Raw genomic sequence first — 15,886 nt, forward strand, 5'->3', positions numbered from 1 at the left:
ACGATATATGATTAATCTTGTTTGTCGATGCAGAACCCTGCTTTTTGCAAATCGTCCCAATAGTGGGGATAAGATTTAGAAACCACTTCAGGATGATTGATACGTATTCCTGGACAAGCAATTGCCACCGGAGCGAAAGCCATTGCCATACGATGATCTTCGTATGTGTCTATCGGCTCGAGTATGGGCTCGCATTGTTCGCCATCCCACAGTAGCTCGCTGCCGTTCTGATCTTTGATGACATAGCCTAATTTGAGCAATTCTCGCTTCAAGGCTTCAATGCGATCTGTCTCTTTGATTTTAAGACTTGCAAGGCCGGTAAAATGAAACGGGATGCCCAATACTGCACAAACCACCGTGAATGTCTGAGTAAGATCAGGGCAATTGGTAAAATCAAAGTCTACGCGGGGAACCGAACGGCGATGCCGAGTGAGTGTAACTGTGGAGGGCTCGGTTTGTGTTGCAGGTGCAAACGCGGTCTTCACACCCAACAGACTGAATAAATACCGAGCCACGGAGTCACCCTGCCGCGATCCGTCTTCAAGACCTTGCAACACGATTCGGGCATCATCATCGGCCGTGAGTGCCATCATTTCATACCAGTAAGATGCTGCACTCCAATCGCTCTCGATGCGATAAGGACGGTGAATATAAGGTTTCGGGCGGACTGTTATCGTGTCAAAACCGGTCCATTCGGCATCGGCTCCGAAAGCTTTCATTATACATATGGTGAGATCGATATACGGGCGGGAGATGATTTTGCCCGTAAGTTGGATGTCAAGCCCGTCTTTCAACACCGGACCAATCATCAACAAAGCCGATATATATTGCGAACTCACATTGCCAGGAATTTCTAAATGACCGCCGTCAAGTGCTTTCCCACAAATGCGCAGCGGCGGAAATCCCTCCTCGCCTGCATAAAAAATCTCTGCACCGAGATAGCGCAGCGCATCCACAAGAGGATGAATCGGACGGTGCCTCATCCGCTCCGTACCCGTGATAACGTGCTCGCCGGGCCTGACAGATAAGTAAGCAGTCATAAAACGCATAGCCGTTCCACCGGATTTAACATCGATTACCTCGGGCATATCACGCAAAGCATTGATGATAACTGCTGTGTCGTCGCAGTCGGAAAGGTTTTCCGGCCGGATATCACTACCCGAAAGGGCGTGGATAATCAATGCTCTATTGCTGATACTCTTAGATGCTGGCAATGCAATTGAGGTTCGCAGCAAATCGGGAGCACTTATTTTGTAAGACATATAGACAAAGTTTTGAAAGGTAGTTGCCTGTTATCTAACATATCGAATAGGCAGATTCAGCGGCTTATCGACTGTTTCTGACCGACCGATCGGCTTGCGATTCAACTTGATACCGGGTATCAGCGGACTGTAAAGAAGCACGTTCCGGATACGCTTCTTTTGTTCTTTGGTGAATCGGAAACTGGAACAGATGGCATAATCCATCAGATTCTCAGCGTTAAAGAAAGTTCCGTTGCATTGTGTTCTACGAATCAATTGCTCGAAAGAAATACTGTTTGGGTCAGGATGTGCCGCCAAGTATTTCGCTATATCAGCCTCATAAGCAACTCGATTATAACTCGGCGTATCGTGGCAATAGTCCGAATCGAAACAAGCATCGGCATAAGTCAGCGTCTGTTTGCTCCGATTCTCTGCAAAAACGTGATGCAATCCAAGATAGTGACCGAGTTCGTGAGCTAGCGTAACGTTGATATCCGTAGGCTGATATTGATAAGAAGAGCGACCGCGGTCTGTCGTATAACGACTCGATTCACTGTTGATATATCGACTATTGACAGACAAACAATAAGCATATTGCAATGCATTCTTGTCGATTTGGGCCACTGTCACCGTATCCAGACCGGCCAATGCGTGGTCACCTTTCACCGTATAAGGCATATGACTGATACCTAAAAGCGAGCCGTTAATATTTTCATTCTTCTTGAAATGATAGACCATTACGTTGATATAACTGTTAGGGTCCCAGATATATCGGGTATATCGCCGTTTGTTATCGGTCATTAAAGCATTCACATCGATAGGATATTCCTCTTTCCACTGTACATATTCCACCCCTGGCGTCCCGAGCCTACGCCCATTCTCATCGTGCGTGGCAAGGGTAAACTTGACATTGACTGCCTCACTCGGCCCGTAAACATTGCCTGCATAAAGATCGTTGACATTATTCAAAATGTCTTTCAGTCGCGTCGCAGACACATACTGCGTAGCGTCATTCGGGTCGATGTAAAGCACGTGAAAAATCACCGGCAATGTATAAACATAGTCGTTTTCAAGCGTTTTTGGGTCAATCTCCTCCTGTGGATTCTTGATAATCTCATCTTCTTCTGTCGGAGCATTTGCTTCTCCACACGCAGTGAACATCAGACAAACCGCAGCCAAAGCCGTAAAAAAACAGTACTTCATAATCCTTCAACTAAACATTGCAAATTTAGTAAATAAAACCCGCACGACAAAACAGATTCGATCGGAATCGCATCAAATAAGAAAAATAAATGAAAAACAATGAGATAAATTTGCATATATCATCGAAACTCTTTACCTTTGCACACCGAACAACAAATAAATCGGGATTTGGCGCAGTTGGTAGCGCACACGTCTGGGGGGCGCGAGGTCGCTGGTTCGAGTCCAGTAATCCCGACTTTGCAGAAAAGGAGTTGCTAATCATTTGATTGCAACTCCTTTTTATTTTCCCTCATTAAGATGTCTTCAAAGTCTTCCCTTCATTGAAGATAAAGGATAGCCTGTAAGACGCCTTCTACCCTACTGCCAACCTTGATCAAGACAATGTATTGTCGATAACATTCATATACCCATACTGATACACTACAACCGCTTATTATTAACACGTCTACACAAGAATATAGTATTTAGCCTTGCTTAACGGCGGACAGTCTTCAACCTACCGAAAGGTGGCAGACAATCAAATCAAGTCACTACGCTTTGTCCTCTTGGGTTCGCCCGAAAATATACTCCAATTTGAAAGCGAAGGTCGCTCAGATGAGTGGTGCGACAGCACGATGCAATGGCTTTACACCACTTTGGTAAGGAAAATGTAGTGGCAGCCATACTACACGTAGATGAGGAGACACCGCATATTCACGCAACGGTAGTACCGATAGTGCGTGAAGAGAGACAAAAGCCAAGGCAGAAGCTGAGAATGGCAAGAGGAAGTACAAAACGAAGAAAGACAAGGTGCGACTTTCTGCCGATGATGTGTTTTCCCAAGAAGTTGGAGGAGTACCAAACGACCTATGCCAAGCAGATGAGTTCGTTCGGATTGGTGCGAGGAGTGTATGGTTCGGAAGCAAAGTACTGCTCTAATATAAACTATTACAAGTATGTGCTCAAATCCACGAAAGAGAAAAAGGTACAAGAAGCAGAATTCACTGCCAAGATAAAGGAGTTAGAGGCAGGAAAACTCCGAATGAAAGGTACGCTTTATTCACTCTTTGGGAACTCCGAACTCGACAAGGCAGAGTAACGCATTGCAGAATTAGGGAAAAAGCAGAGCAACAACGCTATCTCTCGAAAAAGGAAAAAGAGGAAATCCGCAAGAAAGTCATTCTCCCGCAAGACACTATCAAGGGAAAGGACAAGACTATCACTGAACAACAACGATAACTCAAGGTGTATGAGGAAGAGCGGAGTTTGATCAAGCGTTTCTTCCACAGCTTCTATCTCTTGCTTGATGCTCTGTAAGATGGGTTTTGACGACGACATTGTGGTCAAAATGTACAAAAAGCAAAATATAGTCCGTGGCGTGGTACGGGCACGGCATATTCGGGAATATACAAACGCAATTTTAGTGAGGAGAATGCCGAGCTACGCATTACCACCAACGAGAAACACCAACCTATCCTTACCATCAATGGACTTCCCATTACCAATTGGTGCGAACAGAAATGGGAACGACTTATTAACCGCAATCATTCGCAACGACTGTAAATAAAAAACCGAAAAGTCCTCTTTCCCTTTCATCGTTGTATTTATGTCCCAACAAAACTTTTCTGAAAAGAAAATCACGAAAGAACGCTCATTTTTCCACACAAATATATATCTTTGCAAGTGATAAAAGTGAGCGTCCTTTGGCCATACAAAACAATGTACTTTCAAAGTACTCCGCTCATTTCGAAATCGTTACCTATACGATCTACATTACATCACAGTCTCTTGTGTTTTAGGTACTTAGCCCGAAATTATATTATTTTACCGGACAGCAATAATTTCAATTAAATTTGAATCAGTTACAGAAGTGGGTATTTTTGCAACTATTTGATTTCCATCTATAAAGTCACAGAAAGATCTCACTCCTACAACTTCTTAAGCGACTTTCTTGTATCGAACTCACATTAATTTACCTTTTCTGCTTAAAAGCCATCAATATCTTTTTAGGAATTTCGTGTAAAAGTGTCGCACGGATCTCACGAGGTGACAATCGCCAAAAAAGACGATAATGGACGAGTTTCAAATGGAGCGTTTCGATATAATAACCGAGTCCTGAACGCACGACGGTTTTACGCCCATACTTGCCGAAATTACCGCCTGTGAAAACGATGTTGAGGATTATACGTTCGTATTTCTTGTCTTCTGCCGTAATCAGAAGTGGGAACTCATCAATGGGCAGTCCCAACCGATGGACCAATACCCAACCAACAGCAGCGAAAGCGCGGGTAAATCCCAATGCATCAAGTTGCCGGCCAAGCACTGCACGATCTACTACGGCGTGGTAATGATGGATGAGACAAGCCATATCACAGAACTGGCGCAGTCCAACCCCCAATTCTACAAGATGATGATAAAGATGTAAGAAAGTGTAGATGATGTTGAGAGTCGGACTCAACGTGGGGACAGACAACTTCCCGACAGCAACCACAGTTCCGGGATCTTCGGCCAAAAGCCAATCCCAAGTACGTTGGATCGCAGTACAGTTGAAATTGATCATATTGAAATGCAACTCAAACAGTACCCCATTGTATTCAAAATCAATATGCTGCAAGGACTCACCGGTATTCAGTTTCAGATTCCACGTCTCCTGCAAAGCTGTCACCGCCTGTGTGAAATGCTTCTCATCACAATAGAAATCAATATCCCCCGGCACGCGTTCGGCTGCATTTGGATAAAGTGTCGCCAACGTCTGCCCTTTGAAAACAATTAACGGAAGTCGGTACTCGGCAAACAAATCGAGAAGTGCTGACAATTGGGCCTGTAACCGAAGATTTGACAATTCAATACGTTTGACATACGAAAACGTAGTGATGGCATCAGACATCGACAACTGAACATTATTGCGAATGAGTGCACCGCAAACCAGTCCACTCACAGTTTGCGCTTCAGCCACCTGCATCAACGCCTGAAAGGGAGGGGTAGTAACCGTTTCTTGCGGTAAATCCTCTCCCCAAAGAGCATTACGCAGAAGGGCAAAAAGATGGTCAGTAAGCGTCATTGTCAGTATATCCAAAGACAATCAGTCCAGAACGGAATACACAGAATTGTTACTGATAAATTCAGGTACGAGTTCTTTCATTTTCTTCACAATTGCCATATCATCAAATCCGCCGGCCACAGTGATCAGTTCGGTAATATGTTTGTCAACTTCACGATAATCGTATTCACGCACTTTAGCGATACGAATCTTCGGATTAAACGATGGTAATGAATCCTCTTTATCATTGAGAACCTCTTCATAAAGTTTCTCACCGGCGCGCAGCCCCGTATATTCAATTTTGACATTAGTAGCTCCCGAAAGGCGAATCATTCGCTCAGCCATATCGGCAATACGCACAGGTTTGCCCATATCAAAGACGAAAATCTCTCCACCATTACCCTTGGTACCCGCTTCAAGCACCAATTTACAGGCCTCCGGGATAAGCATAAAGAATCGAATAATGTTCGGGGCTGTGACGGTAACGGGCCCACCTTCGCGGATTTGTTTTTTAAACAGGGGGATAACTGATCCGTTAGAACCCAAGACATTTCCGAAACGCGTGGTAACAAACTGCGTATTTCCTTGTACCTTACCTTCTTTTTCTGCCCTGTCGAGACTCTGCACATAGATCTCACAGATACGCTTGGAGCATCCCATCACATTCGTCGGATTGACAGCCTTATCGGTAGAAACCATCACAAACTTCTTGACACCATATTTCACACTGAGATCAGCAATAATCTTGGTGCCGTTAACGTTGTTAAGAACACTCTCACTGGAATTATCCTCCATCATCGGGACGTGCTTGTAAGCAGCAGCGTGAAAAACATAGTCCGGACGAAAGTCAACAAAAATATTCTCCATCCGTTCGCGATTCGTGATTGATGTAACGATCGTCGAAGTCCTGATATCCGCATAATCGTGTTCCATCATCAACCGGATATCGTGCTGTGGCGTCTCAGCCTGATCGATAAGCATCAATTCCGCAGGGTGAAGCAGACTGATCTGCCTGACCATCTCAGAACCGATACTACCCGCCGATCCGGTAATCAGTACACGAGTACCCTGAATCGATCGACCGACACTCTCCATATCTACTTGAATTTCATCACGTGGCAAAAGATCCTCAATACTGATTTCCTTCAAGGTCGATTTTGCCATATTCTCAGAATCACTGCTCCATTCGCGTGCACCTTCGGTCATATAAATGTGCACACCGGCATTGATGAGGATATCTTGCAGTTTCTCATTACTTCGGAACTCGTCATTGCGCAACGGAGAGATAAGCACAGCTTTGATTTTTTGCTTCACAATGACATCGGTCAGTCCCTCGTCGGCAGGATAAACACGTTGTCCCAGGAGGTACAGATCAGTCATTGTAGGATCGTGAGCAATGAACCCCTTGAGCTGAAAACGCTGCGGCTTTTCGTTATTGATACTCTTTGCCAGCCCTATCCCGCCATCTTTGATACCATAGATAAGTGTCCGCACAGCACTTTCATTATCAAATGTCGTGTCATAAACCATCTTTACAATGACACGGAATGCCCACATCCAAACCGTGGCAACAATATATATACTGATGATGTGACGGAGATGCAGCGGAACGAGCCAGCCATTCCAGCCATTCCCCCAGATAATGGGATAATGCAAGATAGCCACACAGATGAAACTCACCCCCATAGCATACCCCACACGTTGCAGGTCTACAAACGAGGAATAACGAATTACGCCATAATAAGTATGAAAAATTCTAAACCCTAAGAGGTTGAATATCGTGTACAAAAGAAGGGTTCTGGTGATGGGAACGATATTGTCTAAGGTGATTGCCCCACGGAAGAAGAGCCAACATACGAATATGCCCGATATGTAACAGATCAGACTATCGATAAACAAAATACACCAGTAAGGCAAGGATTCTCTCTTGAAATACCAATTAACAAGTCTATTTATACAACTCATAACACTCTTCTTTATTAAAACAAAGCAAAGTTAAAGATTTTTTAGGACAATATCAAATATCAGCTTAAAAATTATTCTTTCTGTCGCTAATTTACCTGATGAAGATGGAAATATTTCTTCATAAACAAGATATACATAACAACAAGTGTCGCTACAATCAGCAGGAAAGCAGAATATCCCGGACTAAGAAGGAAACAGATACAGGCTATTCCTTGCATAGACATATAGATTACCGAAACTACAATATGCGGAATGTGCAGTTCGTTGGCCATAATTTGATAAGTATGTTTTCTGTGCGGGAGGGATATGTTCTCGTGCAACAGCAAACGATGGATAATTGTAAGACTGCCGTCTACGCCGTACACGGCAAGAAAAGCGAACCACGAGAGATCATGTGTGTGCAGAACCAAACATCCGATATAGAAAAGTAAGATGAATGCAATGCCCACGGCACCGATGTCACCGGCGAAACACCGAGCTTTAGTTCTGAAATTAAAGAAGCAAAACACAGCAACTGCGATGGCTGTAATCAGGATAAAACGGACGTCTACGAACTGCGTAACCCGCATATCTACATAGCCTAAGGCTGCTAAAACGACCAATGCATAGCCTCCGGTGATGCCATTGATGCCATCCATAAAGTTGAAAATATTCATTGCCCCGGTACATACCACGAGTGCAACGGCAATCATCCACCAACGGTCAGCCGTAAACAGGTCTAACTGATAGAACATCAGAAGCATGGCCGTGAAATGTATCAGCAATCGGATCCGCGGACTCAACGAGCAAATATCATCCCAAAAGCTGACGACCGACACCAGCGTAAGTCCTGCAATGAACCACGGATACTGCCAACCCGAATAAACAAAGCTGGCAAGAGCTCCGAAGAAGAACACGATGCCGCCACCTCTCAGGGTTATATTTTTAGACGATCCGCGCTCCGAAGGTCTATCAACGATATTATACCGACGGGCTACCTTGAAATAAAGTAATTCAAGCGCCAGAAGGAGCAGTGCAATAACGATATAGGACATAGCAGATTTATTTGTTAAACGACTCGATGGTTCCTCTCAAGCCGACTTTCACTGCGGTTGGCATAACCTCTATACCGAGTGCACTTTTAATCCTTGTATTCGAAACAACGTAATTCTCCGTCAGTTTCTCTATTCGCTCAGTGTTGAGAGGCAGATGGAGCAAGTCGCCTATCCTCGCAGCGCTCTTCATCAACAAAGGGGGTATATTGAGAATACAAGCCTGTTTTCCCAATACTTCACAGATAATCGAAATCAATTCGTTGGTAGAAACGGGCTCATCATCGGCCAAGTTATAGACGCCGCTCGGTATCTGTTCTTCTAACAAACGGCACACCACGTAGCACACATTGCCGATAGAAGCAAAGGAACGATGGTTCTCAAAAGCTCCCAAAGGCCACGGAATGCCTTTACGAACAACTTTGTAAAGCAGGTTAAGATTGCCCTTGTTGCCCGGTCCGTGCATCATACAGGGGCGTAAGATGTACACATCTTTACCTTCACAAGGATGGCCAAGAATATACGTTTCGGCCTCTATCTTGCTCTCGCCGTAGGCTCCCACGGGCTTAGGCACCGCATCTTCCGTGAGCACAGTACCGTTTACAAAGTCGGCAACAGCCTTCACAGAACTGAAAAAGATAAACTTTCGGGATGCAGAATGCAGAAAGTAATCATACACTTTGATGGTCAGATCACGGTTTACGACAAAATAGACTTCAGCTCCGGTCTGCTTCTTCGTATCGTGGGCCTTGCCTGCAAGGTGGATAATGGCATCTACTTCGGGCACTGCACCACAATCTAAATCCTCCCAAGTGTACATTCTCTCTATGCCGGCCACTGTTTCTACGGTTCTTCCAAGGCCATATACGGTGTGGTGGGCAGACAAGGCAGGTACTAAATTTTTCCCTACAAAGCCGCGGACACCGGTTATCAATATCTTCATTTTTATAGTTGTATATATCTAAGAAGTTCAGGGAATTTAAAGAGTTACCCCCTGCTAATTTCAAAAACCGCTTATTTATCTTCGAATAACCTCTCGATTTCTCGCCATACTTTCAGGTTATCGAAATTGTCTACCACCCAGGCGCGCGCCTGGGCTCCCGATATTTCAGTCTTTCCGTCGCGTATTTTAAAAACGCAGGCTGCCAACTCGCGAGCATTATGTTGTACAAATAAACCCGTCACCCCTTCTTGTATCGAGTCGCAACAGCCCGTTACTCTGGTTGTAACCACAGGAACTTCCATTGATTGAGCCTCGAGTACACCCGTTGGGAAGCCCTCTCTATAGCTCGCAAGCACATAGACGTTCATCATAGAATAAAAGTATTCCATATCTACATTCTGGAAATCAGTCCACACAATCTGCGGATCATTCCTGATATCCTGCTGCACATCTTCGGGTAGGGCATCCCTTATCTCGAACATACCCACCAACAGAAGCTTGAAACGAGGATCATACTCTTTCAGTATTCTGAAAGCCTCAACCAGTTCGATAATACCTTTATCTCTCACAAGTCGGCCTGTATAGCCTATAACCCAATCGCTTTCGGCTATTCCCCACTGTCTTTTCATCTCCGACAGTTTACGGGCGTTTATATTTGCAGGATTGAATTTGCCCTGCGTATCGATACCCGAGCAGGTGCCTTTGCCCAAAATAAGCTGCTTGCGTACAGGTGCCAAGCGGTCTTCTATACTATGCTGCAAAACTGAGGGACTAACACAAACAATCTTTGTTGCCAAGCGCGAGGCTATTCGATCTACCGTTATCAAGATAAATCGCTTGAGCCCTTTCGCCGTCTGGTATACCAGCCCGTGGCGAAAATAGATGCGTTGCGGCACACGCATCAGCCATCCGGCAAGCATAGCAAGCAATCCTCCCTTGGGGGTATGCCCTACTACGATGCCGATGTCCTTTTCCTTGATGTATCGACAGATATGTATAATAGACTTAATGTCCTGTAACGGAGCGATCGACCGCAGTACCGATATCTCCCGATAATCGAAATTCTGCTCCTTGGCATAGTCTTTCAGATAACAACTCGGGGAACATACCACATGCAGATTGTATCCCTTTTGGCGGAAATACCTGAACTGGCCGCCTATAAAATAAGGTATTACGAAATAAATGTTTACTACATGTAAGATATTTTTCTTATTATAATCCATAAATCCAAATTCTCCTACACACCTACATTTAACAAAAAGTGCATTGTAATTCAGCACTTTACGCAATGCTATATATATACATCCATACTACATTTAACCGTTAATCACCTGCCAAAAAGCGGTTAAATGGCCACCGATTCACCGTTAATCACCTTATATTTCATACCCGTGGCTGTACGCTTTACTTGAAATCCTTTCATCCGGAGGATTCGACCGATTCTGATCAGGTCTTGGCGATTACCTCGCAGTTGCTTATCATACGGTTTGAGAAGCTCAACGACTTCCGGCAATGACACTTCTTTGAAATCATCCATCCCATTGGGTTTACGGAACAGACTGTCAATCAGCAACTCTAAATCATCAATGTCAACGAAACGCTGATTCATTTCCATTATCCCACGTGTCTCCTCTTCATTAAAATAGAAGCGGGCCCCCGCAGCAATCTCTTCTACCAACTGTGCATACAATTGGCCATAATCAATGGGAGAAAGAAAATCAATATTCCCATTGATCTCTACACACAGAAACCTCCGGCTCCCCGTCAGATCTTTTAATGGCTTTCGGCTATTGGTCGTAGCAATAAAACTGGCATAGCGACGGCGATTTGAGATACTCGTCTGATAGGGCATTCGCATTTTGACAGCCGGAGTAGAGATAAGATATTTCAACAGCGGCTGCTTACCCCGACTCACCGAGTCGAACTCATCAATGTTGATCAACGCAAAATTGGTAAGTCCCATCAGCATCGAAGTTTCATTGCGAAAATCAATGCGATCGTTATAATAAGGTTGAAGTTCGTCGGGCAGCAAAGCTGCGCAAAAAGAACTCTTGCCGCATCCTTGTGAACCGATCAGCAAAGGTACGAGAACATTGGCCTGACTCGACATCCGCCCCATCCAATGGGCTACCATCGATAACATCCAAATATGAAAACAATGCGCAAAATTTCCATTGTCAGTAGGTATTCTTTTCGCTAACTCTTCCACCCGCTCGCCCCCATCCCATTTAGGAAGATGAGAGAGATAGTCATCAATCGGATCATAAATAGGGATATATCTTGATGAGCTTTTTATGATAAACCGCAGTGAAGATATTTTCCACGAGCAAATCATCACGTCCATAGTCCGGATTATACTTGATCAGCTTCATACACATTGCCATCGGCAATCCCGACTCACAGCAATATTTGGCCAAGACATTCAACACTTTCTCTTCTGCATCGTCACCTTTTTCAAGACGCGTATCATTCAATGCATCCAACAAACAATAATGGAATAATAATCGCTGAGTTTCAGCTTCTCCCCTATCCTTAAATAATGGAAGTTCCTTACTGCTTACTTTCATTTCAGTATGGTGCAAGTGCGGGGTGCGGTCTGCTACGGTTACGATGATCGGAACGGCATTATCCGTTAGTATAGCCCCCTCATCAACAGAGACATAGCAGGAAGAGTCTAATTGCGGCTTAATATTATCCACCGTCATCTGCAACTGGGTGCTGTAAATATAATGCAACTTGTCGTAAGCTTCAACCAAAAATGTTTCACGCTCTTCCCGGGTCACCGGCAACGAACCGTCAGGACGCTGTGCCTGACAGATGATCTTAACGGAATGTTCCGTCGCACCAATAAAAGTCAACAGCGAATAAGGAATCTGCGCCGCTTTTGTACGAATACTCTGCACATCATCCACATCAGCCAAACTATTGATTTCCAATAAAATCAATCCATTGAATGCATCAATAGAAGCCTGATTTCTCTTTTTACGCTATTCACAGGCAAAACAGATACGGGGTACTTTATCCAGCCGTTCCATATCTGTCAGCTTCCAACCATTATGAAGCAGCGTGAGAGGATAGTCTTCCCTCACCTGCTCAACCATATTAAGATAAGCTCCCGAACGAATGTCTTGGTATAGACTTTTCAGATCTATACGGATATAAGTCGGGATTCTCTGGCCTTTCCGAATAAGTGTTACTTTCGTCATTGTGTATATAGATGTATTAAGTGTTATTTTTCATTCACCCCCTTAATTACTTATAAATCAACGCCTTATTGATGAATGCATAATATGTATATAAAATCAGCCTTTAATTTTCCAAGAGTTGTAGATAAACCTGTTCATAGCCATCTACCATCTGCCCGATATCAAACTCCTTCGCTCGCAGATAACACCGCTCCGCCACTTCTTGATAAAAATCGACATCGTCGTGCAATCTACGAATCATCCCGGCTAAAGCTTCCTCATCTTCGTTCGGAAACAAAAGTCCATATCCTTTCGTTACTTCACGTAGCCCATTCACATCACTGGCAATGAAAGGTTTGCCTGCCGACATTCCTTCTACATTAGAAAGTGACAATCCCTCCCAATGGGAGGACATCACAATAATGTCCGCAGCTTTTAAGACATTAGGGATGTCTGTTCTCAATCCAAGGAATCTTACCCGACTTTCCACGTGGAGTTCCCGGGCCAGCTCTTTGACAAGATCCATTCTCACACCAATACCTGCAAACCAGACTTCATATTGCTCACCTAAAAGACGCAAGGCCCTGATAAGCGTGTCTTGATCCTTAGCTTCACGAAACCCGGCCACCATCAAGATTGCAGTCCGATGTTCCTTAACTTGCACCAACGCCTGATCAGCTTGTGCATTACGGACAGCTTCCACATCTACTCCGTTGTTGATGGTTAAGATACGATTATATTTCTCCGATTTGTCATCAAGCCAATCTCCCCCCATATATTCCCGCAACTTCTGTTCTGCAATCTTGCTGATACAGATCACACGATCATATCGGCCGTACATCCAACTTTCAACGGGGGCATACCACTTCCAACCGCGTTTGCGGTTGGAAGTGGTATGCTCGGTGGAGCATAGCTCCACCGAGCATAACACACTCGCAATTGCTACAAATAATTGAGGTGAAGAGTTATGCGTATGCACGATGTCATACTGTCTCATAATCTTAACCAGCTTTAATATGTACAGTGGGTTATAGTATCCGTGACCGAGTTTATATATTTTAACGTCGGGAATTTCGGCGCACAGTTTCCGCATCAGCGGCGTATCTTCTCCGTTAAAGACCGCCAAATCTACGGTGTGTCCATCAGCTTTCAAGCGTGGTATCATATCCACCACAAGCTTTTCGGCTCCTCCCATCAAGAGAGATGTTATAACGTACAGTATCTTCATAATGTCAAATCGTTCTTCCTAAGATGTCGTTTTTACATAACATCCTACCGTATGTTACTTTTTGCATTGACTTAAATCTCTCTTATACATTAGCCATCCAAAGAATTTAATCCATCTCCACGACTTACCTATCTTGGGTTTATCTCCCGCTTTCGAACAGAACCAGAAACGCCAATAATTGACAGCCGCCTTCAATTTATCCTTAAAAGGAATATCCAAAACATTCATTTCTGCATAGCACATCATAGATGCAATAGGACTTTTCATCCTTATTTCTGTCATCTTAGAGGTGAGACCGCCTTGCAAATAATCCCGATAATATATTACTTGCTTAAAAACACGCAATCTGTATTCCTTAGATATTCTGTTCCATATCAACACTTCCGGACAAAATTTCTCACCCTGAATCACTGGAAAAGGAAACTTTCTTATGACTTCTGTTCTGAAAACCTCTGCCATATCACCGACAACATTGTATTTATATCGCAGATCGACAGAACTGGCGTCAAGAATTTCATCCTCGTTTCCACGACCTATAACCGTGCCATCGTGATGAGACATATATCCACAAACTCCTCCGAACGAGACGTCATTCGCAATTTGAGAATAAAAACAATCGATTATTTCCAAAGAATTCCGGGGTAGACTATCGTCACTATCGACAATGAAAAACAACTCTCCTTGCGCCTCATCCGCCCCTAAATTTATGGCTGCATGCTTTCCTCTATTTTCCTGTCTGATATACCGGACCGGGATCTTATGCTCTTCAACGAAAGCTCCGACAACTTTCTCTGTATCGTCTTCCGAACCATCATCGACAATAAGCCATTCGAAATCGGAAAATATCTGCCGACAAAGGCTTTGATATAATGCTGGTAATAGACTTGCTCTGTTATAAGTTGGGGTAAATACGGTTATCTGCATTTTACCGATAAAATTTATCTAAATCGTATTGTTCATCATATTCGTCCATTTCATATATGGGATCACCTGCTCTATGCCCATTAGTAAAGAACGTTTTATAGGGATAAAGCATACTGTCCCATTGCAGCAGAATACGAAGAAAAAGCAAAGCGGAAACTATAATCATAGAGAAACGATAAATCTGGCTGTTCCGCTTGACTACAGCGAGATAAGTCAATGTGGAAATAATACCAATCATATAGTACCATCCCAAGCGTCCCCCATTCTCAGATTTTATGAAAACAAGCAATATTGCACAAAACATCAGGGCAACATTGAGTAATACGATTCTTTTAGGCTCTTTCGGTATTTTGTGATAATTGATTAGAATGAAGAACAAGAAGAACACAGCTTCTACAAAATAAGCTACACGAAATCCCATATCTTCTGTATATCGGGAAGCCCTCATCTCCATATCCGAAGCGGAGCCATATATTTCGAACAATGAGCTCGGTAAACCTGAAATACCTAAAACAAGACAAACAGCTAACACGAGCAGCACGGTTCCTTTGCTAAATTTTCTTATCGGTAGCCAATATACTGGCACCAATATCAGAGCGGAATTATGCATCAGGAATGCGATAAACATAATCAACAGAAATCTCCATAACTTACGTTCATACACATATTTAATAGAAATCCATGCTATACCGACTCCCAATATTTGTCTTAAATAGGTAAAAGAGAAAAAGAATAACAAGCCCAAAAACAACAATACGGCAAAAGGATAATTGTCCGTATAATCTATAAGAGATTTATAAAATAGAGCATATATAACCAGCGTGACGATAAAGATAAATATGTATCGATTGGCTGTAAAGGTAGCAATCAGATAGTTCAGACCAACATACCCCAACTCTTTCGGATATGTTTGAATGATCATACTGTCCCAGAAACTATCCTCGTTTCGGATGCCATCTGCCAGATCATCGAAAAGCATACCGTAACTATACCTATCGAAGCCACCGAGCATATCTGCAATTCCTACAAATACGGCCAAGCCTCCCAGCAATAACGCAAGTTGTTTGTTACTGATGCCACTCTTTTCAAAGGTAAACAAATATGCCAATAAGACAAAAACGAATATGAGGATATAAAGATACATTGC

Annotated in this window: 15 protein-coding genes and 1 tRNA gene; 3 read left to right on the plus strand and 13 right to left on the minus strand. The window is 43.6% G+C overall.

The window, feature by feature from the left end; translation table 11 throughout:
* Window positions 1-11: 11 nt before the first annotated feature.
* Window positions 12-1,262, minus strand: a complete 1,251-nt coding sequence (locus tag RWY97_RS06380) for a 3-phosphoshikimate 1-carboxyvinyltransferase (protein WP_315566178.1) — start codon at window positions 1,260-1,262, stop codon at window positions 12-14.
* A gap of 30 nt (window positions 1,263-1,292) precedes the next feature.
* Window positions 1,293-2,444 (minus strand): zinc-dependent metalloproteinase lipoprotein, encoded by a 1,152-nt coding sequence (locus tag RWY97_RS06385; protein ID WP_315566180.1) that lies wholly within the window; start codon window positions 2,442-2,444, stop codon window positions 1,293-1,295.
* A gap of 162 nt (window positions 2,445-2,606) precedes the next feature.
* Between RWY97_RS06385 and RWY97_RS06390 the strand changes: the two genes are divergently transcribed.
* The 3 genes from RWY97_RS06390 to RWY97_RS06400 all read left to right on the plus strand — a co-directional run bounded on the left by RWY97_RS06390 (window position 2,607) and on the right by RWY97_RS06400 (window position 3,522).
* A tRNA-Pro gene (locus tag RWY97_RS06390) sits at window positions 2,607-2,679 on the plus strand.
* Between the two features lie 271 nt (window positions 2,680-2,950).
* Window positions 2,951-3,097, plus strand: coding sequence for a plasmid recombination protein (locus RWY97_RS06395; RefSeq protein WP_315566181.1), 147 nt, complete (start codon window positions 2,951-2,953; stop codon window positions 3,095-3,097).
* Complete coding sequence (locus RWY97_RS06400) at window positions 3,064-3,522, plus strand: plasmid recombination protein (protein ID WP_315566182.1); 459 nt, start codon at window positions 3,064-3,066, stop codon at window positions 3,520-3,522. The genes RWY97_RS06395 and RWY97_RS06400 overlap by 34 nt, the downstream gene beginning before the upstream one ends.
* Before the next feature lie 873 nt (window positions 3,523-4,395).
* On the opposite strand, the gene RWY97_RS06405 is transcribed toward RWY97_RS06400, so the two are convergent.
* The 11 genes from RWY97_RS06405 to RWY97_RS06455 all read right to left on the minus strand — a co-directional run bounded on the left by RWY97_RS06405 (window position 4,396) and on the right by RWY97_RS06455 (window position 15,883).
* Window positions 4,396-5,484 carry a nucleotidyltransferase domain-containing protein gene (locus RWY97_RS06405; RefSeq protein WP_273176701.1) on the minus strand — a complete coding sequence of 363 codons (1,089 nt, stop codon included), beginning with the start codon at window positions 5,482-5,484 and terminating at the stop codon, window positions 4,396-4,398.
* Between the two features lie 21 nt (window positions 5,485-5,505).
* Window positions 5,506-7,428 carry a polysaccharide biosynthesis protein gene (locus RWY97_RS06410; RefSeq protein ID WP_315566183.1) on the minus strand — a complete coding sequence of 641 codons (1,923 nt, stop codon included), beginning with the start codon at window positions 7,426-7,428 and terminating at the stop codon, window positions 5,506-5,508.
* A gap of 86 nt (window positions 7,429-7,514) precedes the next feature.
* Window positions 7,515-8,462 carry an MraY family glycosyltransferase gene (locus tag RWY97_RS06415; protein ID WP_021583827.1) on the minus strand — a complete coding sequence of 316 codons (948 nt, stop codon included), beginning with the start codon at window positions 8,460-8,462 and terminating at the stop codon, window positions 7,515-7,517.
* Window positions 8,463-8,469: 7 nt separating this feature from the next.
* The gene (locus tag RWY97_RS06420; RefSeq protein ID WP_315566184.1) at window positions 8,470-9,402 is read right to left on the minus strand and encodes an NAD-dependent epimerase/dehydratase family protein; all 933 of its coding nucleotides are present in this window, start codon (window positions 9,400-9,402) and stop codon (window positions 8,470-8,472) included.
* A gap of 71 nt (window positions 9,403-9,473) precedes the next feature.
* Window positions 9,474-10,625 (minus strand): glycosyltransferase family 4 protein, encoded by a 1,152-nt coding sequence (locus tag RWY97_RS06425; RefSeq protein WP_315566185.1) that lies wholly within the window; start codon window positions 10,623-10,625, stop codon window positions 9,474-9,476.
* Window positions 10,626-10,747: 122 nt separating this feature from the next.
* Entirely contained in the window at window positions 10,748-11,746 is a 999-nt protein-coding gene (locus RWY97_RS06430; protein ID WP_315566186.1) for a VapE domain-containing protein, read from the minus strand.
* Window positions 11,664-12,347 carry a BT4734/BF3469 family protein gene (locus tag RWY97_RS06435; protein WP_315566188.1) on the minus strand — a complete coding sequence of 228 codons (684 nt, stop codon included), beginning with the start codon at window positions 12,345-12,347 and terminating at the stop codon, window positions 11,664-11,666. The genes RWY97_RS06430 and RWY97_RS06435 overlap by 83 nt, the downstream gene beginning before the upstream one ends.
* 42 nt (window positions 12,348-12,389) lie before the next feature.
* Window positions 12,390-12,608 (minus strand): hypothetical protein, encoded by a 219-nt coding sequence (locus RWY97_RS06440; RefSeq protein ID WP_315566190.1) that lies wholly within the window; start codon window positions 12,606-12,608, stop codon window positions 12,390-12,392.
* A gap of 103 nt (window positions 12,609-12,711) precedes the next feature.
* Window positions 12,712-13,815: a glycosyltransferase gene (locus RWY97_RS06445; protein ID WP_315566192.1), complete on the minus strand. Its 1,104-nt coding sequence runs from the start codon at window positions 13,813-13,815 to the stop codon at window positions 12,712-12,714.
* Between the two features lie 54 nt (window positions 13,816-13,869).
* Window positions 13,870-14,739: a glycosyltransferase family 2 protein gene (locus RWY97_RS06450; protein WP_315566193.1), complete on the minus strand. Its 870-nt coding sequence runs from the start codon at window positions 14,737-14,739 to the stop codon at window positions 13,870-13,872.
* A gap of 1 nt (window position 14,740) precedes the next feature.
* Entirely contained in the window at window positions 14,741-15,883 is a 1,143-nt protein-coding gene (locus RWY97_RS06455; protein ID WP_315566194.1) for an EpsG family protein, read from the minus strand.
* Window positions 15,884-15,886 lie beyond the last annotated feature (3 nt).

The organism is Hoylesella pleuritidis, assembly GCF_963541955.1.
Lineage (GTDB): Bacteria > Bacteroidota > Bacteroidia > Bacteroidales > Bacteroidaceae > Prevotella > Prevotella pleuritidis.

Bases quoted from the DNA above. Each gene is read 5' to 3' on its own strand.
- RWY97_RS06380 (WP_315566178.1), bottom strand. From the start codon at position 1,262: ATGTCTTACAAAATAAGTGCTCCCGATTTGCTGCGAACCTCAATTGCA.
- RWY97_RS06385 (WP_315566180.1), bottom strand. From the start codon at position 2,444: ATGAAGTACTGTTTTTTTACGGCTTTGGCTGCGGTTTGTCTGATGTTC.
- RWY97_RS06400 (WP_315566182.1), top strand. From the start codon at position 3,064: ATGGCTTTACACCACTTTGGTAAGGAAAATGTAGTGGCAGCCATACTA.
- RWY97_RS06405 (WP_273176701.1), bottom strand. From the start codon at position 5,484: ATGACGCTTACTGACCATCTTTTTGCCCTTCTGCGTAATGCTCTTTGG.
- RWY97_RS06410 (WP_315566183.1), bottom strand. From the start codon at position 7,428: ATGAGTTGTATAAATAGACTTGTTAATTGGTATTTCAAGAGAGAATCC.
- RWY97_RS06415 (WP_021583827.1), bottom strand. From the start codon at position 8,462: ATGTCCTATATCGTTATTGCACTGCTCCTTCTGGCGCTTGAATTACTT.
- RWY97_RS06420 (WP_315566184.1), bottom strand. From the start codon at position 9,402: ATGAAGATATTGATAACCGGTGTCCGCGGCTTTGTAGGGAAAAATTTA.
- RWY97_RS06425 (WP_315566185.1), bottom strand. From the start codon at position 10,625: ATGGATTATAATAAGAAAAATATCTTACATGTAGTAAACATTTATTTC.
- RWY97_RS06430 (WP_315566186.1), bottom strand. From the start codon at position 11,746: ATGGACGTGATGATTTGCTCGTGGAAAATATCTTCACTGCGGTTTATC.
- RWY97_RS06440 (WP_315566190.1), bottom strand. From the start codon at position 12,608: ATGACGAAAGTAACACTTATTCGGAAAGGCCAGAGAATCCCGACTTAT.
- RWY97_RS06445 (WP_315566192.1), bottom strand. From the start codon at position 13,815: ATGAAGATACTGTACGTTATAACATCTCTCTTGATGGGAGGAGCCGAA.
- RWY97_RS06450 (WP_315566193.1), bottom strand. From the start codon at position 14,739: ATGCAGATAACCGTATTTACCCCAACTTATAACAGAGCAAGTCTATTA.
- RWY97_RS06455 (WP_315566194.1), bottom strand. From the start codon at position 15,883: ATGTATCTTTATATCCTCATATTCGTTTTTGTCTTATTGGCATATTTG.